General features: G+C 54.0%; 9 protein-coding genes. 4 read left to right on the top strand and 5 right to left on the bottom strand.

Going from position 1 to position 20,281, the window contains the following annotated elements:
* The coding region (locus FRY97_RS20360; RefSeq protein WP_170254791.1) for a hypothetical protein at nt 1-5,342 on the bottom strand (5,342 nt) is incomplete at its 3' end.
* A gap of 717 nt (nt 5,343-6,059) precedes the next feature.
* Here FRY97_RS20360 and FRY97_RS20355 point away from each other — a divergent pair.
* The 4 genes from FRY97_RS20355 (at nt 6,060) to FRY97_RS20340 (ending at nt 16,066) form a co-directional block, all read left to right on the top strand.
* Nucleotides 6,060-9,158 (top strand): sensor histidine kinase, encoded by a 3,099-nt coding sequence (locus tag FRY97_RS20355; protein WP_147169465.1) that lies wholly within the window; start codon nt 6,060-6,062, stop codon nt 9,156-9,158.
* 158 nt (nt 9,159-9,316) lie between these two features.
* Nucleotides 9,317-11,572, top strand: coding sequence for a choice-of-anchor B family protein (locus FRY97_RS20350; protein ID WP_147169464.1), 2,256 nt, complete (start codon nt 9,317-9,319; stop codon nt 11,570-11,572).
* 418 nt (nt 11,573-11,990) lie between these two features.
* Entirely contained in the window at nt 11,991-12,629 is a 639-nt protein-coding gene (locus tag FRY97_RS20345) for a response regulator (RefSeq protein ID WP_147169463.1), read from the top strand.
* Nucleotides 12,630-12,775: 146 nt separating this feature from the next.
* Nucleotides 12,776-16,066, top strand: a complete 3,291-nt coding sequence (locus tag FRY97_RS20340) for a T9SS type A sorting domain-containing protein (RefSeq protein WP_147169462.1) — start codon at nt 12,776-12,778, stop codon at nt 16,064-16,066.
* Between the two features lie 119 nt (nt 16,067-16,185).
* On the opposite strand, the gene FRY97_RS20335 is transcribed toward FRY97_RS20340, so the two are convergent.
* From FRY97_RS20335 to FRY97_RS20320, 4 genes are read right to left on the bottom strand one after another with little or no spacing between them, the layout of a single operon-like run.
* Entirely contained in the window at nt 16,186-16,950 is a 765-nt protein-coding gene (locus FRY97_RS20335; protein ID WP_147169461.1) for a hypothetical protein, read from the bottom strand.
* Between the two features lie 44 nt (nt 16,951-16,994).
* Entirely contained in the window at nt 16,995-17,369 is a 375-nt protein-coding gene (locus FRY97_RS20330) for a cupin domain-containing protein (protein ID WP_147169460.1), read from the bottom strand.
* Nucleotides 17,370-17,422: 53 nt separating this feature from the next.
* Nucleotides 17,423-19,258, bottom strand: coding sequence for a M1 family metallopeptidase (locus tag FRY97_RS20325; protein WP_147169459.1), 1,836 nt, complete (start codon nt 19,256-19,258; stop codon nt 17,423-17,425).
* A gap of 4 nt (nt 19,259-19,262) precedes the next feature.
* Nucleotides 19,263-20,168, bottom strand: coding sequence for a CPBP family intramembrane glutamic endopeptidase (locus tag FRY97_RS20320; RefSeq protein ID WP_147169458.1), 906 nt, complete (start codon nt 20,166-20,168; stop codon nt 19,263-19,265).
* Nucleotides 20,169-20,281: the final 113 nt, after the last annotated feature.

Here is a 20,281-nt window from a genome sequence, read left to right as displayed (position 1 = left end):
AACATGCGCTGTGGTGGGCCGCCAGCTGTGAAGGGGCCATTAGGGATTGTGCAATTGTCAGAAAGACTGATCAATGCTTCATCATTAGCAATCATATACTCTCCATTAGCGTCAAGCTCAATGGTGATGTCTTGGCATACAATGACAGGAGGAGTATCATCAACAATGGTAAACTCCTGACCGCGCTGACGCCAGTTGCCAGCTTGATCGAAGTAACGGAAGAAAACTTTGAAAATACTCTCTGAAGGATCTGTTGAAATCTCCTGAATGTTCCAGACAAAAATATTGATATCCGCAGGATCGCTGCAATTGTCAGTGATTCCGGAAGGGCCATTGACCGTCACGCCGTGCACCGTGAAGGTGAAGTTGTCGGCTGCGGTAGCGACCGGCGTGCTTTGATCCACGACCAAGCTGGTCATGGCGTTGCCAGGGCAGCTTGCCATATCTGTGGAAGTCGTAAAGGTCAAATCTGGCAGTGCAATGCTCGATGGCCTAGTATCATCAACAATGGTAAACTCCTGACCGCGCTGACGCCAGTTGCCAGCTTGATCGAAGTAACGGAAGAAAACTTTGAAAATACGCTCTGAAGGATCTGTTGAAACCTCCTGAATGTTCCAGACAAAAATATTGATATCGGCAGGATCGCTGCAATTGTCAGTGATTCCGGAAGGGCCATTGACCGTCACGCCGTGCACCGTGAAGGTGAAGTTGTCGGCTGCGGTAGCGACCGGCGTGCTTTGATCCACGACCAAACTGGTCATGGCGTTGCCAGGGCAGATTGCCATATCTGTGGAAGTCGTAAAGGTCAAATCTGGCAGTGCAATGCTCGATGGCTTTTCATCGTCCTCTACTGTGATGGTGAAATCACAGGCAGCTATATTGCTGTTGCCGTCAGAAAGGCTGTACTCGACTAAGTGGACACCCGCCTCCAGGGTTGCCATATTCATAGCACCTTCGGCAGTTGTAATGGGCGTGCCTCCATCGATGGTATAAGACAGCGTACGCGGCATGCAAGCGCCTGCAACATCAGCAGGTGCAATCCAAGAAGCCAACGCTTCACAGTCGCCACTACCGTTATTAGACGTAGCGACTACGATAGGCGCGGGGCAAGTTATCATTGGAAGCGGCAATACTTCTACAGTTTGCGAAGCTGTATTCACACAGCCATTGGCATCCTCGAGTTCCAGCATCACCGTGTACAGCATTGGAGAGCTGCCTGTGTTGGCAGGAAAGTCGATGAGCACCCGCCGCCGGCCGCTGACATCTGCAGATTGGCCAGCGCCAGAAATGGTGACACCTGCAGCAGGCATAACGCTCCAGGCATACCGGTTGACATTACCACCGGGAGCAGGGTTGTTGATATTAGCGAGGTAAACGCCTTGCTCACCGGAGCATACCACATCGAATGGGTTACCGCCTGCTTGCACGATCTGAACGTCGGGCAGTGGATTGACCATGATGTTATGCGTTGGCGCATCCGTTGTGCAGCCATTGAGGTAAGTTACGGTGAGGTCTACCGTTTGCAGAACAGCATCGGCAGCGGTGTATACTGCGCCCTGATTCCGACGGGTAGTATTATCCGCTGCAGTCTGCCCGTAATCGTTAACAACGGGGCTGCCGGAAAAACTCCAAGCATAAGTTTGTACGCCAGGCGCAGGGGTAGCAGGCGGAGATGCTAAAAAACGGGCCTCATCACCTACACATACCGCACCGAATGGGTTTCCAGCAAACGAATTGATCGTGATGTCAGGTACTGGCAGGACGGTCAGGACCACATCCACGGCATCCCCTTCACAGACAGAAGCTGCGGGGCCTGCGCGCTCGGGCGCAATACGGTAAGTCACCGTGAGGGGCGTAGTGCCCTGATTCTCCCAAGTATCAGCAGCAATTGCATCAGCTGCCTGTCCAGCTCCTACTACAGCATTGCCAGCGCCAGGCAACAAGCCTGCTTCAGGGGTGATGCTGATGATGTTATATCCTGTAGCGGTTTGGAAACCGGCTGACGCCAAAGAGAGCATTATGCCGGCAGGATCATTACTGCAAACGGTTTCATCCAATGCAGGGCTCAAAATAGGCTCGCCCAAGATACGGAAGGTAAAATCAGTAGGGTCAGAGGTACAGCCGTTATCCCCGTTAAGGACAATGCTATAGGCCACGTTGCGGCCACCTGCTGTGAGGTTGGTGTAGGCATCACCTGCCACTGCATCGGGCTGCAGGCTAGTGCCAGTTGTTGGCGAGCCAGCGGCAGGCGTCAGGCTTGGATCAGGGGTTGCCCCCAATACATCCACGGTAGAAAATGGCACACTGTTGGCGCTCATGAAGGCTGTGAAGTTGGAGCCCAGCACAGCATCGCTGCATACCGTGGGCGAGAAATTGGGCAACATAAGCTCTGGGCGCTCATTAATGGTAATGCTGAATGCACCTACCTCCGTAGACCGGCAGCCTGTCGCACAGTTTTCTACTACTGCGGTAAACCTATAAGCCCCGAAGATGTCTTCGCCCAAGCCATTTTGCGGAGCGCTGCTGTTCACTCGGATAACCCGAGAGGTACTAGCTACTGCCAGTTCGCCAAAGTTTTTGAAGGGGTCGCCACAGTTGTCGGTCGTAAATTCATCGCCTACTGAGAGGTCACTGTTGGAAGGCACTGCAGTGAGCACCCACACCACTTTTTCGCCAGTGCCCAAGGGACCCGAAACGCTGACACCTGTACCGGCAAGGTTTGGGGAAACCGTGGGGTCTCCATGGCAAAAAGTCTTGTCCTGCACACCAATCGCCGGGGCAGAAGGGTTGGGGTTGACCGCAAAACTGTATAGCGGGGAGGTCACCTCGCAGCCAGGCGTTGCGCTGCTCGCCATGACATCTACAGATTTGGCACCTGTGGAAGAAGTCCAACTGCGGGTTACGTCCTCTGCGGCATTATCGGGCGAGAAGCCTCCCGTAAAGCGGGTGCCCGCGCCTGTTCCATTGTTGTATGCGCCCCAGCTGAAAGCGTAAGGCCCACCTCCTTTTTCGGACAGCGTGGCATCGTACATGACCTCATCGCCAAGGCAAATATCGCCATTGGGGTCGGCGGTGAAGACCAGTTCTGGCGCCTCGAACTTTTCCAGGGTGAAATCCGCTGCGCTCAGCGGGCTTTCGCAGCCCGTAAGGCAATTGACGATTTTTGCTTTAAAGACATAAGTACCTGCCGGTGCACCGCTTTCCAGGCGGATAGTACGGCGGGTGGTGCCCGAAAGGAAAACCTGCCCATCATTGAAGTTTCCGCTACAAGGCGAGAACTCCTCCCCTGTGGTGTAGCCAGCATCTAAAGGCGCACTCTGAAGCACCCACACTACCGCCTGATCAGCGGTCAAGGCGTCAGAGACAGAAATGCGGCGGTCTGCTGCTGCAGCCCCCTCACAAAACGACTTGGATACCGCCGCCGCTGCCGGGGCAGCAAGGACAGGGCAGGTAAACACGGTGATGGAGCCTCCGCTGACGATGAAGCCGACATCTCCGGGCGTATAGGTGTTCCCGTCAAGCATATCTGCTGCATTATCGGGAACAGCCCCTGTGAGGGTGTTGGGGCCGATGAACTGAAAAGTGCTCGCCTCGCCTATGCTGTTAGTGTTGTCAATAGTATTGCCGGAAATGCTTGTGGCGGTGCCACGAGTGCGCAATTGTGTGCCAAAGCGCGCGAGCGTAGCTGCGAAGGTGTTGCCCGAAATAAGGACGTTATCGGCATCGATGGTTACGGCGGTATTCCCTTGCCCTACTGCATCGCAAGGCGGCACATTGCCGGGGGTTGCGGCACCGGTAATACCTGTCACACTGTTGTCAGAAAAAGTGATATTCGAATCTGTGCCGCCCTGAATGACGACCAACTGCCTAGGGACATTAGGGGTGGTGAACTGACTGCCAAAGCCACAGCCCCCTGGCGTGCCAACGAAAGTCTGCCCGTCAATCGTATTGCCGGTGATGGCCAGGTTGGTATTCGAACCACCAAACTCCTCCAAAAAGGCAGCCTCGCCATTAGCAGTGAGGGTATTATTCAGGATTTGGATGTTGTCGTGATCGCCCTGAAGGTAAACCGCTGCTTCCTCCAGCCCAGGGTTAGCAGTATCATAACCGATGATGGTGAAGCCGGAGACAGTTACGTTATTCACATTGGGGCGGATGAAGATGGTGCCCAGTGTTGCAGGGTTGTCTGCCCCTTGGATAGTGGGGTTGCCAACACCCTGTAACGTCAGGGCTTTGTCAATGGACACATTCTCGTTGTACGTCCCAGCAGATACCTCGATCACCTCGCCAGAGGCGGCAGCATCCACTGCGGCTTGAATGGTCAGATAATTGAGCCCTTGTGTAAGGTTGGCCACTGGGCCTACGCCTGTACAGCTGCCTGCCACCGCCTGAAAGCCAGGTGTAGCGGGATCATCATCTGTTCCATTAGCAAGGAAAGGCGTGAAAACCACATCACCGGCAAGCCCTGCATTGATGGCCGCCGCATCTGCAGAGCCATACCAATTGCAGGTAGCGCTAAGCGGGACAGAGCGGTTATTCGCAATAAATGTAGCATTGCCCGAAAGATCGTTGTTGAAGACGGTAGTGCCTGTAAGGTTATCTGCCCCGCCAGCCAGCGCTGAGCTAAAAACGAACACCCCTGTTTCATTTCCCGTAAGGGTATTGTTCACGACCGAAACATTGGGGCTGCTGCCTTCCAGGACTACTGCCGAGCCGCGGTCGCCGGCGCCAGCACCGCCTGCCAGGCCCGTGATGATGTTCATGGAGACCAAGCCGCTTGCGCCATTGGGGAAATATGCCCCGGCATAAGCATTGGCAACGGAATTGCGCATGAAGGTAACGCCTGATGAGCCTGCGCTTGGCGAGAAAGCCAAACGGTCGGTAAAGCCGCTGAACAGGTTTTCAGCGACGAAAAGGTTGTCGGCCAGGCCCGCCATGTTCACCCCTCCGCCATCGCCTCCGGCAGAAGTGAAGCTAAAGCCGCGGATCGATAGATCATTGGCCCCGCTCGGTGGTGTGGTGATCGCATTTTGCCCAGAAGGCGCTACAATAGTGGATTCCATAGCACCGCCGAATGAGCGCCCACTTAGCCCGTTGCCAAACTGAGCGCCTCGCAGATCGAGGCTTTTGTCAATGATGACCGATTCAACGTAGGTGCCTGCTTCTACTTGTATGACATTGCCTACGGAAGCAGCATCCACTGCGGCTTGAATGGTGGAAAAGCAGGGCGTACCGCCTGCGCAAGTGCCCGTTGGATTTACGTAGGCATCTTGCCCACGTGCCCAGAAGGCACTCATCAGCAGCACGAACACTGCCAGTGTTTGTTTGAACATTGTTTTCATATTAAGGATATTGGTTGATGACGTTTAGTGTCATTCTTGCACGGCAAGCCGCCTCAGCATGCAGCAGTTGCTGGCTGCTGAGGTGCAAAACCATCTTTTCCTTTTGCCAATGGCTTAGGAAATGGGGGATATTCAGTAACGCTTTAGGGTGGCTGCAATCTACAATCCGAGCAGCTGAAGTTGGGACAACTTGCGGACAGCCTTTGGCTGACTGCAAAATGTTGTAGGCACCGAAAATGTAAGGAGCTTTTTATTTAAGTGCGGAGCGACAAGATGGGCACAGGCTTATTTAATTTGCTTGTCGCGATTGTGAGGAAGTTGCAATTGCACCTTGATGCATTTGATCAACTTTGCTACAATGATAGGCATATTTCACCTAACAGACAATCAACTCGCAAAAAAGAGAGAAAAAACTCAAACATTAGTACTTTCACCGTAAACTTTTTTGTTAAAAACACATCAAAATAAAAAAATATATTTTATCACATTTGGCAAAAAAATGACACCATGTCGGTTTGCTTGTATTAATGACACACATCAGGCAACCTTTATCCTCTGAGCAGCCCGAGATAGACCTTCCGTTTTAAGCAATGTTTCACCACCGCCCGACAATGTCTATTGGGCTGAAAACGTAGGGCTAATTTCGGCTTTTCCTTATCAATATTCGACGAGTATAATTATCTTTAGACGGTAACGGTCAGCCCAAAACGAGGCACTTTGAACAAACACTTTTTAACTCCTATACTAGCTCTTTTGCTCTTGGCAAAAACGCCAACAGGCAGCAATGCACAAGCCAGTTCCTTTGAACAGCTGATCACCTATGAGAACGGGCTCCCGGGCAGGTCTATCACGGGCTTGGTACAAGGCCCGAACGGATTTATGTGGATCAGCACCGACAATGGCCTTTGCCGCTTCGACGGTTACCGCTTGCGCACCTACCGCAGCTCACCTGAAGGGGACAGCCTTTTCCAAAACAATTTCATCCGGTTTTTATTCCAGACCGCACAACAACAGCTGCTGCTGATAAACGGGCCAACCGAAATAGAATTGTTCAGCCCCCAAACAGAAACCGTTTCGAGGCTTTCAGTGTCAGGTGCTGTGCCAGGGGGCGGTATACTGCGCGCCGTGCAGCAGATGCCAGACCAGACTATATTTTTGGTAGCAGAAAATGGGCAATCCTTTTGCCTGCTCGAGCTGACCGCCGATGGCCTACAGCTCCGCTGGCGCTGGGAAGGGCAGCGGCACACCATCCCTGAAATGAACGACCTTAACAGCCCGAGGTTCCGCCTGGCAAAAGGCTTGGGCGGGAAGTTTTGGCTTCACGACCGCGAGCAAGGGATGTTTTTGCTCCGGGAGCAGGCTGCCGGCAAGTACCAGTTGGAAAAGCAATTTGGTGCTTCACATTTTGCGAAGCCTGGCAAAGGGCAGCCCCAGCCGATACTATGCCAGTTTGTAGCAGTAGACGCTATGGGCACAGTCTGGACTACCTTTCATGGGCAGACAGGGCTGTTCAAATATGACACGGCCGAGGGCAGCTTCAAGCCGAGCGGGCTGTTCGCTGATGTAGAGGTGACCTATGCCTACCAAGACCAGCAAAGCCACATCATATTCAAGACCGAGTCCCGCACAACCGAGCAAACCCGCTATGTTTTACAAAACCGACAGCAGTGGGAGCCCCTTCCGATGCCAGCCCCTGGCGAAGTCCTTTTTGTAGTAGGGCGCAACTTCCGCCAGGAAATCTTCTTGGGCTCATGGCAAGGGGTTGCTCGGATGAGCCCGGATAAGCCAGCTGTCACGCAGCTGCTTTCGGGCATGTCTCCGCTTACTTCTATCAGGGGCATGGCCATTACCGCTGCCGGGCGCTTATTATTGAGCACGGAACGTAAAGGCTGGTACATCAGCCAAGAAGCTATTGCCCCCGACAACGCTTTGCCTAGCCTGGAGGAAGTCCGGCCGGCAGCATTCGCCAATGGGGCGAAAGACCTCAACCCACCAAAGTTTTCCCGCAACTTCCTGCCTGCAGATGATGGCAGCTTTTGGGGCGCAGCCTACCAACTGCACATCCCGCCAGATGTGCCCAGGGGGTACCTTATCCGGTACTATCCTGCGGCTGATTCTGCGGTAGTGTACCCTGCTCCCTACCGGATCGAATGCATGAGCCGAGGCCCTGACGATAGGATTTGGCTTGCAGGGACCTCTACCCTGATGTCCTTCGATCCTGCTACAGGCAGCTTTACTACCCTTGCTGCGGCCAAAGGGGTTTTAGAAAACATTGATGTAAACTACCTCTGTCTGACCTCTGATGGGAAAATACACCTAGGCACTTCGGTTGGGCTATTCTCCTTTGACCCCCGGCAGCCCTCGCCGATGCCAGCCCGGGTAGAAAAGGAAGGCCTGGACAGCCGTATACTTGTGCTTGAAGAGCATCCTGCCGGCACCTTATGGGCGGGGACAGCAGGCGAAGGGCTTATCCAATACGATATGGCTACGGGGAAGGTTCAAAAGCTGAGCATGCAAGATGGGCTGCCCGACAATAACGTGTGCGGGGTCATCCCCGACAGCCTGTTGAACGGGCTGTGGCTGCCCACTTTCAACGGGCTCAGCTTTTACAGCTTTGAAGAAAAAGCTTTCACCAATTTCTACACCAATGACGGGTTCAGCAATGCAGAGTTCAACAGGTTCGCCTTTCTCAAAGGGCCAGAGGGGCTCATCCTTACCGGTGGTATAGATGGCGTCAATATTGTGGATGGCCAAGCGCTACTAGGCCGACGGGCCCTCCCCCAGCTTTTCCTATCCTCAATCAGTTGCTACCAGCAACAGAAGGGAGAGGTCGTGACGCAGGCCAGCAATGTGAACGAGATAAAAAACATCACCCTCCCAGCAAAGAACCGCTACCTTAAGCTGGAGTATGGGCTTTCCGATTTTGCCGATCCGGGGAAAAACAGGTTTGCCTATTTCCTAGAAGGCTATGACCGGGGCTGGAACAGCATTGGCAGCCGCAGCGAGCTCATTTTCAACAATCTCCCCCCGGGCAGTTATCAGTTGCACATCAAGGGGGCTAATGTTAGGGGGCAGTGGTCTGAGCCCATCTTGATTGGGCTAGAGGTACGGGCTTTTTTTTATCAGGAACTTTGGTTTTGGGCATTGCTCTGCCTGTTGTTGGTTGGGGGCGTCTGGGCTTTGTACCAATACCGCCTCAACCAGATGCGGCAGCTCATGGCCCTGCGGACCCGCATTGCCAGCGATCTGCACGATGATGTAGGGGGGCTGCTCGCCGGCATTGCCATGCAAACAGAAGTCATGCAGCTCAATCAGCTCTTAAAGGGGGATGCACAGCTTGAACGCATCAGGAGGATGAGCCTCGAAGCACATGGCAGGATGCGCGACCTGGTCTGGTCTATCGATTCCAGGCGGGACCGTATCGAAGACTTGGTGGACCGGATGCGCGAACAAGCTGCGGACGTACTGTCAGGGTCCGCACTCAAGTTTAGCCTAAAAACTGAAGGGTTCCCCCCCAATACTGCCCTACAGGCTCAGGTCAGGCAAGCCATTTACCTCATCTTCAAGGAGGCACTTTCCAACTTTACCAAGCATGCTGCCGGAGCTAGCAGTTTCCATGTGGCCCTGTGGAAGACCAACCACACCATTTACGCTACCTTGTCTGACGACGGGCAGCCACAGGCTAAGCCGTCAACTCCGCCTACTGGGCTAGGGCTGGACAATATAAAAATGCGGGCCCAACAGGTAGGCGGGGCCGTTGAAATAAGCCGGGATGGCGGCTTCCATATCAAAGTGAGCATCCCCCTTGCCCAATAAGCCCCGTTTTGGTTTGGGCTGCCTACCTCCGGCTGCTAGCATTTTTGCCTGCTTATTGCTAATTTGTTGAACCGAAAGACAAAACACTTGCAGTATCAGCTTGGCTTTCCGCTATATGGCTGCCGGCCTATTCAACGACTACACTAAATCATTCAGATATGCGCCGACTAACACTCGCCCTTTTCTCCTTATTGCTCCTTGTGCCCTTGTACAGCCAAGACAGCCTCAATATCAGTCAGGCAGGCCGCTGGCACGACCCCAGCCTGCCCTCTACCAGCGGTATCCGCTACAACGATGTATGGGGATATACCGATACCGGAGGCCGGGAATACGGCATAGCCGGGTCAGCCCGCTACACCTTGTTTTTTGAGCTCGACAGCCCGGAAGGGCTTCGCGAGGCCGCCCGCTTCGATGAGGGGTTTTCCAGTATCTGGCGGGACTACAAAACATACGGGCACTACGCTTATGGCACTGCTGACCAAGGCAATGGCGGGCTCGTCGTTTATGATCTGAGCGGCCTGCCAGGCAGCGTCACCAAAGTCTATCAGTCTAATGCCGTTTTTTCGCGTGCCCACAACCTCTTTGTAGATGAAGCACAGGGGCGCCTGTATGTTGCAGGCTCTAATACCCGCCCAAACGGGGTCATCATTTTTGACCTGAACGCCGACCCCGCCAGCCCTACCTTATTAGCTGACCCTGTTCTGCCAGAAGGCGGTTACATCCACGATATTTTTGTGCGCAACCACATTGCGTACTGCTCCCATGGGTTCCTAGGGCTGGCGGTCTATGACCTTTCGCAGCCGGCTTCTCCAATCCCCCTGGGCACAATGACCAACTATCCAGAGCAGGGCTACAACCACTCGAGCTGGCTGACCGAGGACAGCCAGCTGCTCATTTTTGCAGATGAGACTTTTGGGCGCAGCCTGAAAGCAGTAGATGTCAGCAACTTGCAGGATATGGAGGTCACTTCCTTATTCAAGTCAGAGCTGCTTGCGCCAGCCCATACCAACTCCATTGCCCACAACCCATTCATCAGAGGCCGATATGCTGTGGTCTCCTATTATCACGACGGGGTGCAGGTGTTTGATTTGTCAGACCCTGAACATATTCAGCAGGTAGCTTGGTACGACACCTACCCAGAGCATGCCAATTACCAAGGGTTCCGGGGCTGTTGGGGGGTATACCCATTTCTGCCTTCAGGCAGGATTTTGGCTACAGATATATCTAATGGCTTCTTTGTGCTGCAGCCGCAGGGCTGGAGCTTTGATGAGCCCGCCCCCTCAGCCGAGCTATCTATGAGCGGAGAAATACAGCTATGCCCTGGCGACAGTGTGCTGTTGTCTGCCACTTTCAGCGGGGAAGGGTGGCTATGGGAACGGGACGGGCAGGTGTTTTCTGCGAGCCCCTACCCTATTTGGGCAAGCCAAGCAGGCGCTTACCGGCTAGCTAATTATTCAGCAGGCGGAGCTGCCATTTATTCGGGCACAGTATCTGTGGCGATAGACACGGCTCCTGTAGAGGAGCTCCCACAGCCTTGGCAGCAGGCCATCATTGGCAATGCGCCCAGTACGCAGGCCGCTTTCTTCCCTTGCAGCAGTGGGGAAGATTTCTTTTTGTCCACCAAAGCGCTCAATCCTGGCAGCGGGGCACAAGACCACCTTGGGGCAGCCCTGCAGCCTATTTGCGGCAACTTCACCATCACTGCTCAAGTGGTGGGGGCAGAAAATGGCCAGGCCGGTTTGGTGGTAAGAGAAAGCACCGCATCCGGGAGCAAATTTGCGGGGATGTTCACTTCTGGGGGAGCAACCTACCGCCGGGAGGCCCGCCTAACCACTGGGGGGGCAAAAATTTCTGCCCTCCACTTAGGCAGCCCGAACGGTTGGATGCGGCTGCAGCGGCAAGGGCAACTGGTACGCATGTACCGCAGCTTCGATGGGGCCCAATTCCAACTGCTCACGCAGATAGCCCTGCCCCTGGACGAATGTGCGGAGGTTGGGCTGGCTGTGTTCGCCCAACGCCCCGGGAAGACTGCCAGCGCTGAATTCCACAGTGTTTCTATCGAAACCAACGGGCAGCAGCTCTCTGCACCTGAACCGGAAAAAGGCAGGCAAAGCCCACCTGAGGGCATACAAGGCACGCCAAGCCTTTCATTGGGGAGCCCTAACGGCCTCGATGAGAAGGCCGGTGCACCTGCCATTGCCCCCAACCCCAGCCGTGGGGCATTCGCCCTGTATTTCCAACAGCCACTATCTTCCCCTGCTATCGTTGAACTGCTCAGCCCTAACGGCAAAAGCCTGCATAGGGCGCAGATTGCAGCAGGCGCAGAGGTCTGGCACTACCAAGGCCCGCCCCTTCCTTCCGGGCTTTATCTTTTAAACGTTGGGCAGCATACCCTGCGGGCTGTCGTAGAGTAAGCCCGTAGGGCACAAACCAAAACATCGCAGGCCTTGATACTTTTCGGGCTTTAGCCTGGCATTGGCCTAGCGCTGCGAAGGGGCGGCAGGCCTGATAAGGCCGAGCGGACAGCGAGCCCCGTAGCATAGCGGCACCTGCCCTCAAGGCAGGGGCAGGCCCCAAAAGGACTGTAACCTGCTTTGCGCCCTGTTTGTTGTCTTAGCTTGTGCGCCAGGGGGCCGGTTGGGCATTCCTGGCGCACAGCCGTAAAGGGGGCGAGCTTCCTCTGCCAGATATACCGCTACACAATTGCTTGCAGCCTGAGCAGCACGAAAACGGATCATTGTGCTATTTTGGCGTAAAGCCATCAAGCCGCAGACCGACAAAACCACATTTTCATGTGATGAGCAGCCTAAAATACATCCATATATTCGCACTATGACACCTAATCGACTAGCTATTATTGAAGACGAGCCGGTTATACGCGAGAACCTCCGCTTGTACCTGGAAGCAGAGGGCGCTTTCAAAATAGTTTGCAGTGCCCCCTCGGTAGAAGACTTCCTCTCCGAGATCAAAATATTGAAGCCGGAGCAAATGCCTGATGCCTTGCTCTTGGATATTCAGCTGCCTGGCATGTCTGGCCTGAACGGCATCCCTTGGATCAAAGGTGTTTTGCCTAAGGTTGACATCGTCATGCTGACTACCTTTGAGGATACCGCCTCTATTTTCAGAGCCCTCAGGATGGGCGCCACCTCTTACCTGTCCAAACAGACGAGCCTGGCAAATATAGCAGAAGCCCTAAAAGTGGTGCAGCGTGGTGGCTCATATATGTCCCCCTCCATTGCCAGAAAGGTGGTTGAGCATTTTTCCCCTGCTCAATCCCCTATCCATCAACTTACCCCCCGGCAGCATCAGATTGTGCAAGGGATATTGGATGGCTTGAGCTATCAGGATATCGCCAATCAGCTGTTCATATCCTTGGATACCGTCCGGTCTCACATCAAAAAAATCTACAGCACACTGGAAGTATCGTCCAAAACCGAGCTGATCCATAAAACCATGAAACACAACCTCTGACCGCAGGCAACTGAGCCCTGCGCAATCCCCCCCTTCCTACCCCCACAAAATTGTCTGTTTTAGGGCATGCCTCTGACCGCACCGTCGTTGGCAGCCAATGGTGTGCCCACCGCTACAAATTTCCTTCACTAAACAATGGTAATACCATGAGACATTTTTACCTTTTAATCCTAGCACTAGCCATCTTTGGGGGAGCTGCACCTGCGTTTGGGCAGCAGACTGCAGCCTATAGCCCGTCTTTTCAGGTGTCTGGCCAAAGCTTGTTCGAAACCAATGGCGGCACACCGGCAGGGGTGGATTTCAGCAAACAGTTCCTGCTGGAAAACGATGCAAGCTTTTTTGCAGCTGTAGACCCCGGCAACCTTGGCGTATTTGTAGCTAAGGCCGGCTTGGGGTTCAACGCTTACTACAAGCTCAATGAACTGACCGGTGGGGCAGTTGACATCACCTACCCGGTCGATGTGCAGATACAGTACCCCGACGACCGCTCTTATGGTTGCAACGACTGGATCAGCATCTCCACATCCTGCTCCGGCGGCAATGGGCACAACCTCACCGTTACGCCCCCTACACTGGAGTTTGAGCTCGGCACCAAAACACTATCCGGCACTGCTTTCGGCATTGGAGGGAATACTACCGCAACGCCAGAAGGCTTTGAAATGGCCGATAACAACAACTGGACTAGCCTGGCTGCTGTAGCGGAGAACCCTTTTTTCAGGCTCAATACCAACGATGGCATTACCTGGCCTTGGACTTTTGCAGGCATAGACGACCCCACAGGGACTATCCCTTCTGAATTCCCGATTACGATACCCTCTTTCATAAGCGATTACATTTTCCTTGAAGGCACCCTCGACAACCCATTTGCTGAAGATGGCGCGGACAGCTACGATAATAAAAAGCTGTCGGAAACCTCGTCCAAAACATTCATCGACTTGGAGTTCAGCCCGCTGAATTTCCAACAATACATCACAGGCGTGCCGTTGTCGGCCAGTGTAAACCTGGGGCTGGCTAGCGGGGAGTTCACTATTTTCAACATCCCGCTTGGCATGGAAGTAGAGCAAATCCAGGAAGTCAGCTTCGAAGGGGAAGTAGATATACAGTTTGCCCTGAGCCAGCCCATGCAATATGAAGAACGGGATGGGACCACCAATGCCATTGTCAACTCAGGCACAGCTAGCAGCACCATTACCATCAAAGCGGGGAATACCCTCCGGGTAAAATACCCCGATGGGGCGCCCGTATTGACCGCTGTGACCCCGAAATTTGTCATGGTCAATGATATGATGACCACCAAAATTTCTGAAGAGATCACATTCTCGGTCGGCATTGAGCTCCTCAGTGGAGAAATCACTATTGCTGCTATCGATGAGGAGATCTGTGTGCCCTTTACGGATCTTTGTACTGAAATAGAAATCGATGGGGCGTCCTTTCCCTTTGCGGCCATAGATGAGGACCTAGATGCTCCGCCGATCTCTTTTGATGTTTACGACGAGACTTTCCCCATTACTGATGATGCTTTTGAAGACATTACCGGCAACAGTTTCAATCTTCAGCCGGACGACAGCGCCCCGGTCGCCAGTTACCTCAGCGACCGTACCATCAACCTTAGCGGTACGGAAGTACAAGTGAACTACGACAATTTCCTGCAATCCTTTATTGATGCTGACGGCGGGGGGGCCACCATCCCGGAAGGACAGTTCAGCACCTACAATTGCAGCGACCTCGGCAGTCCAGTATATGCTTGGATGGGCAGTGACAACCGCTGCAATGAAGACGATTACGAGGTGTCTTTCACGCTCAATGACACAGGGGTGCCTGTGGCTAAAACCAAGACGTTCGACCTTTACCTTGATGCCGATGGCAATGCCACCCTTGCGCCAGAAGATGTCAACGACAACTCTACGGACAACTGTGAGGTCACTGGCCTGTCCTTGAGCAAAACCACGTTCAACTGTTCCGATGTAGGCGAGCAGAGTGTCACCCTGACCGTACAAGACGCAGCCGACAATATGGATACGGAGATCGCTGTCATACAGGTCATTGACACCGTTGCGCCTATAGCGCTTTGCCGGCCGGCCCTTATTTCGCTTGACGCAAATGGCATGGCATCAACCACAGCTGAAGCGATTAACAATGGCTCCAATGATGCCTGTGGCATTGCTTCCATTGCGCTTTCCAAAACCAGCTTCAGCTGCAGCAACCTCAATGCAAATACCGTTACCCTTACCGTCACCGACAACAACGGGAACAGCTCCACTTGCCAATCTACGGTAACCGTTGTGGATGAGATCATGCCCACGCCGGTATGCATTGCCAAAACCATATTCTTGGAGCCAGACGGTCAATACAGCCTCATCTTGTCTGATGTATACGATCCGGCTGCCTCTTTCGACAATTGCACGATTACACAAACCGACTTTGCCCCTACGACTTACACCTGCGACGAAGTAGGCGGCACTTATGCGGTGACCGTCACGGCCACAGACCAAAGCGGGAACCAAAGCTCCTGCGATGCCATCATCAGCGTTGAAATAGGAGATGCGCTCCCTGAAGGCTGGACTGGCAAGGATGTCAACCTGAGCGGCACACCGGGCAGCTATACCTTTGACCCCTGCACCGCAGAACAAGCGGAAGACGGCGAGTATACTTCTACCACCAATGCCATCAACCCCACTGCAGGCCCGATTGACAGGATTGGGTTCATCAGCCATTCCCTATGTGGAGATGGCAGCATCACCGCCAAGCTGGAGGAGGTAGAAAACGGCTTTGCCGGCATCACCATGCGAGAAAACTGCGACCCGAATGCCCGTATGATCGCCCTGTACAGCAACCTTTCTACTGTTGTGAGGCGGGCTGCGCGCTACCAGACAGGAGCGCCTAAGCAGAGTGCCCTCTACGCCGGGCTTCCTTCCCCATGGCTGCGCCTTACCCGGACCGGCAATGTGTTCCGGGCCTACGTGAGCTACGACAACAACATCTACTACCTCAAGTCTCAGCTCTTCATCCCTATGGGGCAGTGTATAGAAATTGGGCTAGCGACTTACGCCAGCCGGCCCGGGCTGACGGCTACCAGCGTGTTCAGCCACGTCGAGATCACCGGTGCTTCGCCCGCTTCATTGCTACAGGCTACCGGCCCCTCCTACGAGGCTTGGAGCGCTGATGCGGACGTTGCCACTACCATGAACGTCTATCCTAATCCTAGCCAAGGGCGGTTCACTGTCGCTTTCGGCCAACCACTGCAGCAGGATGCCACGCTATCGCTCACAGATGCCCTCGGCCGCACCCTGATGCAGCAGCAGGCAAGGAGTGGGGAGGTACAGCTTGATTGGGATGCTTCCGGCCTGCCGGGCGGGCTGTACTTCATACAGACCAGCTTTGACGGGCAGGCTACAACCACGATACGGATAATGCTAGACGGCACACCAAGGCCATAAGCGGTACGGACGGACGAAGGGCGCTTAGCGTTACTACGAAAATCTGACAGCTCAAGGTTTGTGCATCCTAAGTTGTCAGGCTATGATTTTGCCACCGGGCGGGCGCCCGGTGGCTTTTTTTATTTGCTGCGGAATATATGCCGTACCAATTCTACCGCATTGCTCAGGCTAAAAGTGGCTTTGGCCCGGGTATCGAACTCCCCTGCCACAGGAATGTCCTTCAGGTGATAAAAACGCTCCAACTGCCCTTCCACAAAATAAGCTTCCTGTGCGGTGCCCAGCCCTTTGAGCACCTGCACCCCGCCCGGCTGCTGCTCCAAAGCAGCCATGATATCGAACACCAGCTTGGTGCTTTTGCCCGATTTTACCCGCCGCTCTTTTACATAAAACTGGAGTATCCGCTCGGGGTCAAAAACACGGGCATTTTTCATAAATGACGGCCAGGTGTAGCCCACCTGCAGCTCATACTGCTTAAGCAGCAGCTCTTGATTGCGTAGCGCACTGATATTGAAAAGAATGACCCCCAGCACCACAGCAATGGTGAAGATGATCATAAAGGGATCGCTGCTGAATTGGGCCGGGTTAATGGTGTAGGCAAAAATATAACCGCCAACGAACAGGGCTGTGACCCCAAGGAGCACCCCTTTCTGCCAAGCCGGCTGTTTACAGAGTATCCTCAGCTGGCCTACCTGCGCAGCGACCTCAATATTGGGGGGAGGGCTGGCTACCGCCTTATAAGAGCGGTCGTCCGGATCTATGGATTTGCCCTCGATATGATAGCGGTGCCCGCACGCCCGGCACTCTAACAAGCCATTGTCTGTGCCCGGCATTTGGCCTAAAGAAACTGGCTCCTGGCAGGCCGGGCAGTTCAAGATGAGCGCCATACTGTAAGGTATTGGTGGGCCAGGCCCGGTTTATGCTGTAATCGTCATTGCCCCTTTGGCAGCACCTCTTCCGTTTCAGCCGACCAAGGCGGGCATACAATGCACCAGAAGGTGAGCGGGCCGTCCCCTACATTGCGGATGTGCTGCTCTGCCCCCGCAGGGATGTATACGGTATCGCCAGGCCCAAGTTCCACCTCCTCACCGGCAATCATCGCTTTGCCCGCCCCAGACTGTATGATGTAGGTTTCCGAGCGCCCGTGCAAAGTGTGAGGCAAGGAAGCTTGGCCTGGCTCGAGTGTGGCATGCGCCAAGCTGTAGCCAAATGCTACCCCGTCGTTGTGGGGGTGCAACACTTCTCGTATCTCTGTTTCATCCCCAGCGGTAAAAGCGGGCAACTGACTGAATGGCTTGAAGAGCATCAGATGGTAGTTTGGTGCCCGGGGAGCAAGCCCCCCGGGGCATTATCGTATTATTATTCAGGAGCGCGCTCATTATTCGCCCGGTCTATATCCACCATGCTCATGCCCGGGTCGATGCGGACTGCTTTCACATCAGAAAGGGGGATACCTAGCGGCAAATCGTAGGTGGGGTGCGTCCAGGCCCAATCTTCTGCCAGCGTAGCGCCAGCAAGCGGCTTATGCCCCCTCATGATTTGCAGAGGGATGTGAAAGGACATAGTGCTGCCATCTGTTTTGGCGACCACTACATCCAAAGGCATAGGCATCAGGCCAATGCGCTCCAATGTGGCCACAGCTTCGCCATCGGCCTCAGAAAAACCTTTGACGCCATAATCGATCGTGTGAGTGGTATTCACCATGTACTCCTTGTACCAATCCAATTCCAGCCCGGACACTTTCTCCATCACCCGGATAAAATCATTGGCATTAGGGTGCTTAAATTTCCAAGTATCAAAATAGCGGAGCATGCCTTTAGCCAAAGCCTCCTCCCCTATGATGCATTTGAGCTGTTCCAAAAACACAGCGCCTTTCACATAAGACGCTACGCTGTAGGCCGCATTGGTCTGAAAATGGTCAGAATGGACGCTGAGGGGCTCCTCCAGCCCGCTCTGGGAAAAATTGGCGTACCCCATATAAGAGCCGGCCATAGGGTTTTCAGACACCTGCCCGGGGATCAGCCCTTTGCTCCTCAAATGGTTCATGACGTAGTTGGAGGCCCAGCTGGTGAACCCTTCGTCCATCCAAGCGTAGAGGCTCTCGTTGGTCCCCAGCAACATTTGGTACCAGCTGTGCATAAGCTCATGCACAGATACCCCTACCAGGCTTGGGAGGCTGCGCTCGCCAGTGATCAGGGTCGCCATAGGGTATTCCATGCCGCCATCGCCCCCTTGTATGAAAGAGTACTGCTCGTAGGGGTACTGCCCGTAATGCTTGTTGATAAAGCTGAAGGCCTCGTCCATAATGCCGGGCAGCGCGGCCCAGTTCTCTGAAGTCTTTTCATTGGGCTGGAAAAAGAAGTGCATGACCATGCCGTCTTCCCGAGTAAAAGTAGTGTGCTCGTAGTCGGGGTCGGCCCCCCACATAAAATCATGGACGTCAGGGGCTTTAAAATGCCAGGACAACTTCTTCCCTTTCTGCTTTTTGACTTTCCCTTCCTCTACATAGCCATGGCCAATCTCTTCCGGGTTTTGCAGGTAGCCCGTCCCTCCGATGATATAGTCCTTATCAATATTGATGGTCACGTCAAAATCTGCCCAGATGCCATAAAACTCCCTGCCGATGTAAGGATTGGCGTGCCATCCCTGATAGTCGTACTCGGCCATTTTGGGATACCACTGTGCCATGGAATAAGCAACCCCCTCTGCATTGTCCCGCCCTGAACGGCGGATCTGTATGGGCACCTGAGAATCGAAGCTCATCTCGAAAGTTGCGGTAGCGCCCGGCAGGATGGGCTTGGGCAGGTCAGCCTCCAGCACTGTACCGACTACTTCAAAGCTTACCGCCTCTCCGTCCATAGACAAACGCTTGATTTTGTGATAACCCACCTCATCCGGGCTCAGCTGCCCGATGCGGTTGCCCACCCGAGGGTCGGCATCTTTGATAGTCTGTGAACGGACATCCATCATACTATTGGGCTGGAAAGCATTAAAATAGAGATGGTAGAACACCCGGTCCAGCGTATCCGGCGAATTATTGGTGTACACCAAGGTCTGTTCCCCCTTGAACTGATGCTTCTTGACATCAAAGTCTATCGTCATCTTATAATCGGCACGCTGCTGCCAGCGATCGGGCTGAGCCTGCAGGGCAAGCGAAGTCAGCAAAAGCAAACACAGGACATTCCAAATCTTCATATAGTCAATAGTTATGTTTTCCAGTTTCAATGGGCTGGGACAGCTCCTGCCAGGCCGCTTTGAGCCCAGGCAGCCCATACCTCCTTTTTGCCAAAGCTAAAAAAATAGCGCCCGACACCAGAGCAAGGGCCGTCATACGGGCCGGCTCAAGGGATGCGGCCTGCGCCAAACTAGCAGTGCTTAACGCGCTCCCCTCGTAGCTAACGAAAACTGCACCGTAAAAATTGGTAGCGGCATGCACCCCGGCAGCCAGCTCCGCCCCTTGGTCTAGCACCGTTAATGCCGACAAGGCCAGGCCAAAGCCCACGTAATACAAAAGCATAATGCCACGCCCATATTGTGCGGCCTCCGGGTTGCCGAGGTGAAGGAGCCCGAACACAAGCGCTGAGCCCATTACTGCTGCCCAGGGGCGGTTGCCTGCTTTTGCCAGCCCTTGCATCAGATACCCTCTGAAAAAGTACTCCTCTGTGGTGGTTTGTACAAACAGCAGGGTCAGCGCGACCAACAACAGGCCTGGCAAATGCTCGGGCCGGAAGGTAAGCCGATAGGCCTCCGGCTGCAGCCACCAGCCCAGGAGGTCGGGCACAGCCAACAGCCCCAGCCAAACCCAAAACCCGAATGCTAAACGGTCTTGATCGGCTCTGGGGCGGGCAGTGGCCATCCTTAGCGGGGGCAACTGATGCACAAAACGGACAACGAGCAAGAGGAGCGCCCCTGCAACTGCAAAAGGCAGCAGGATCAGCGCTAGTGCCTCATTGGAGGATTGCCCCGTACTCCCATGGCTCATGAGATAAGGGATCTGCCCGCTAATATAAGCCACAACTACGCCTATACAGCCGATGAGGTAACGGAAGACACCATGCTCCCCCTCCTTTTTTGCCCAAAATGAAACTTGCAGGTTTTCTGCCAAGGATGATAGCGTTTTTTCTACTTGCCTTGAAGGCCAGCGCCAAAATACAATGAATTGTCTAAAGAGTGGGTGCCGTAAATTGCTTATGCGGCCATCCAACAAATCAGCAAAGG

This window comes from Phaeodactylibacter luteus (assembly GCF_007993045.1).
Classification (GTDB): domain Bacteria; phylum Bacteroidota; class Bacteroidia; order Chitinophagales; family Saprospiraceae; genus Phaeodactylibacter; species Phaeodactylibacter luteus.
The sequence above is the reverse complement of the archived record's forward strand: the minus strand, read 5'-3'. Positions and strand labels throughout refer to the sequence as shown.

Coding starts and splice junctions, on each gene's coding strand:
- FRY97_RS20350 (WP_147169464.1), top strand. CDS start 9,317: ATGCGCCGACTAACACTCGCCCTTTTCTCCTTATTGCTCCTTGTGCCC.
- FRY97_RS20345 (WP_147169463.1), top strand. CDS start 11,991: ATGACACCTAATCGACTAGCTATTATTGAAGACGAGCCGGTTATACGC.
- FRY97_RS20340 (WP_147169462.1), top strand. CDS start 12,776: ATGAGACATTTTTACCTTTTAATCCTAGCACTAGCCATCTTTGGGGGA.
- FRY97_RS20335 (WP_147169461.1), bottom strand. CDS start 16,950: ATGGCGCTCATCTTGAACTGCCCGGCCTGCCAGGAGCCAGTTTCTTTA.
- FRY97_RS20330 (WP_147169460.1), bottom strand. CDS start 17,369: ATGCTCTTCAAGCCATTCAGTCAGTTGCCCGCTTTTACCGCTGGGGAT.
- FRY97_RS20325 (WP_147169459.1), bottom strand. CDS start 19,258: ATGAAGATTTGGAATGTCCTGTGTTTGCTTTTGCTGACTTCGCTTGCC.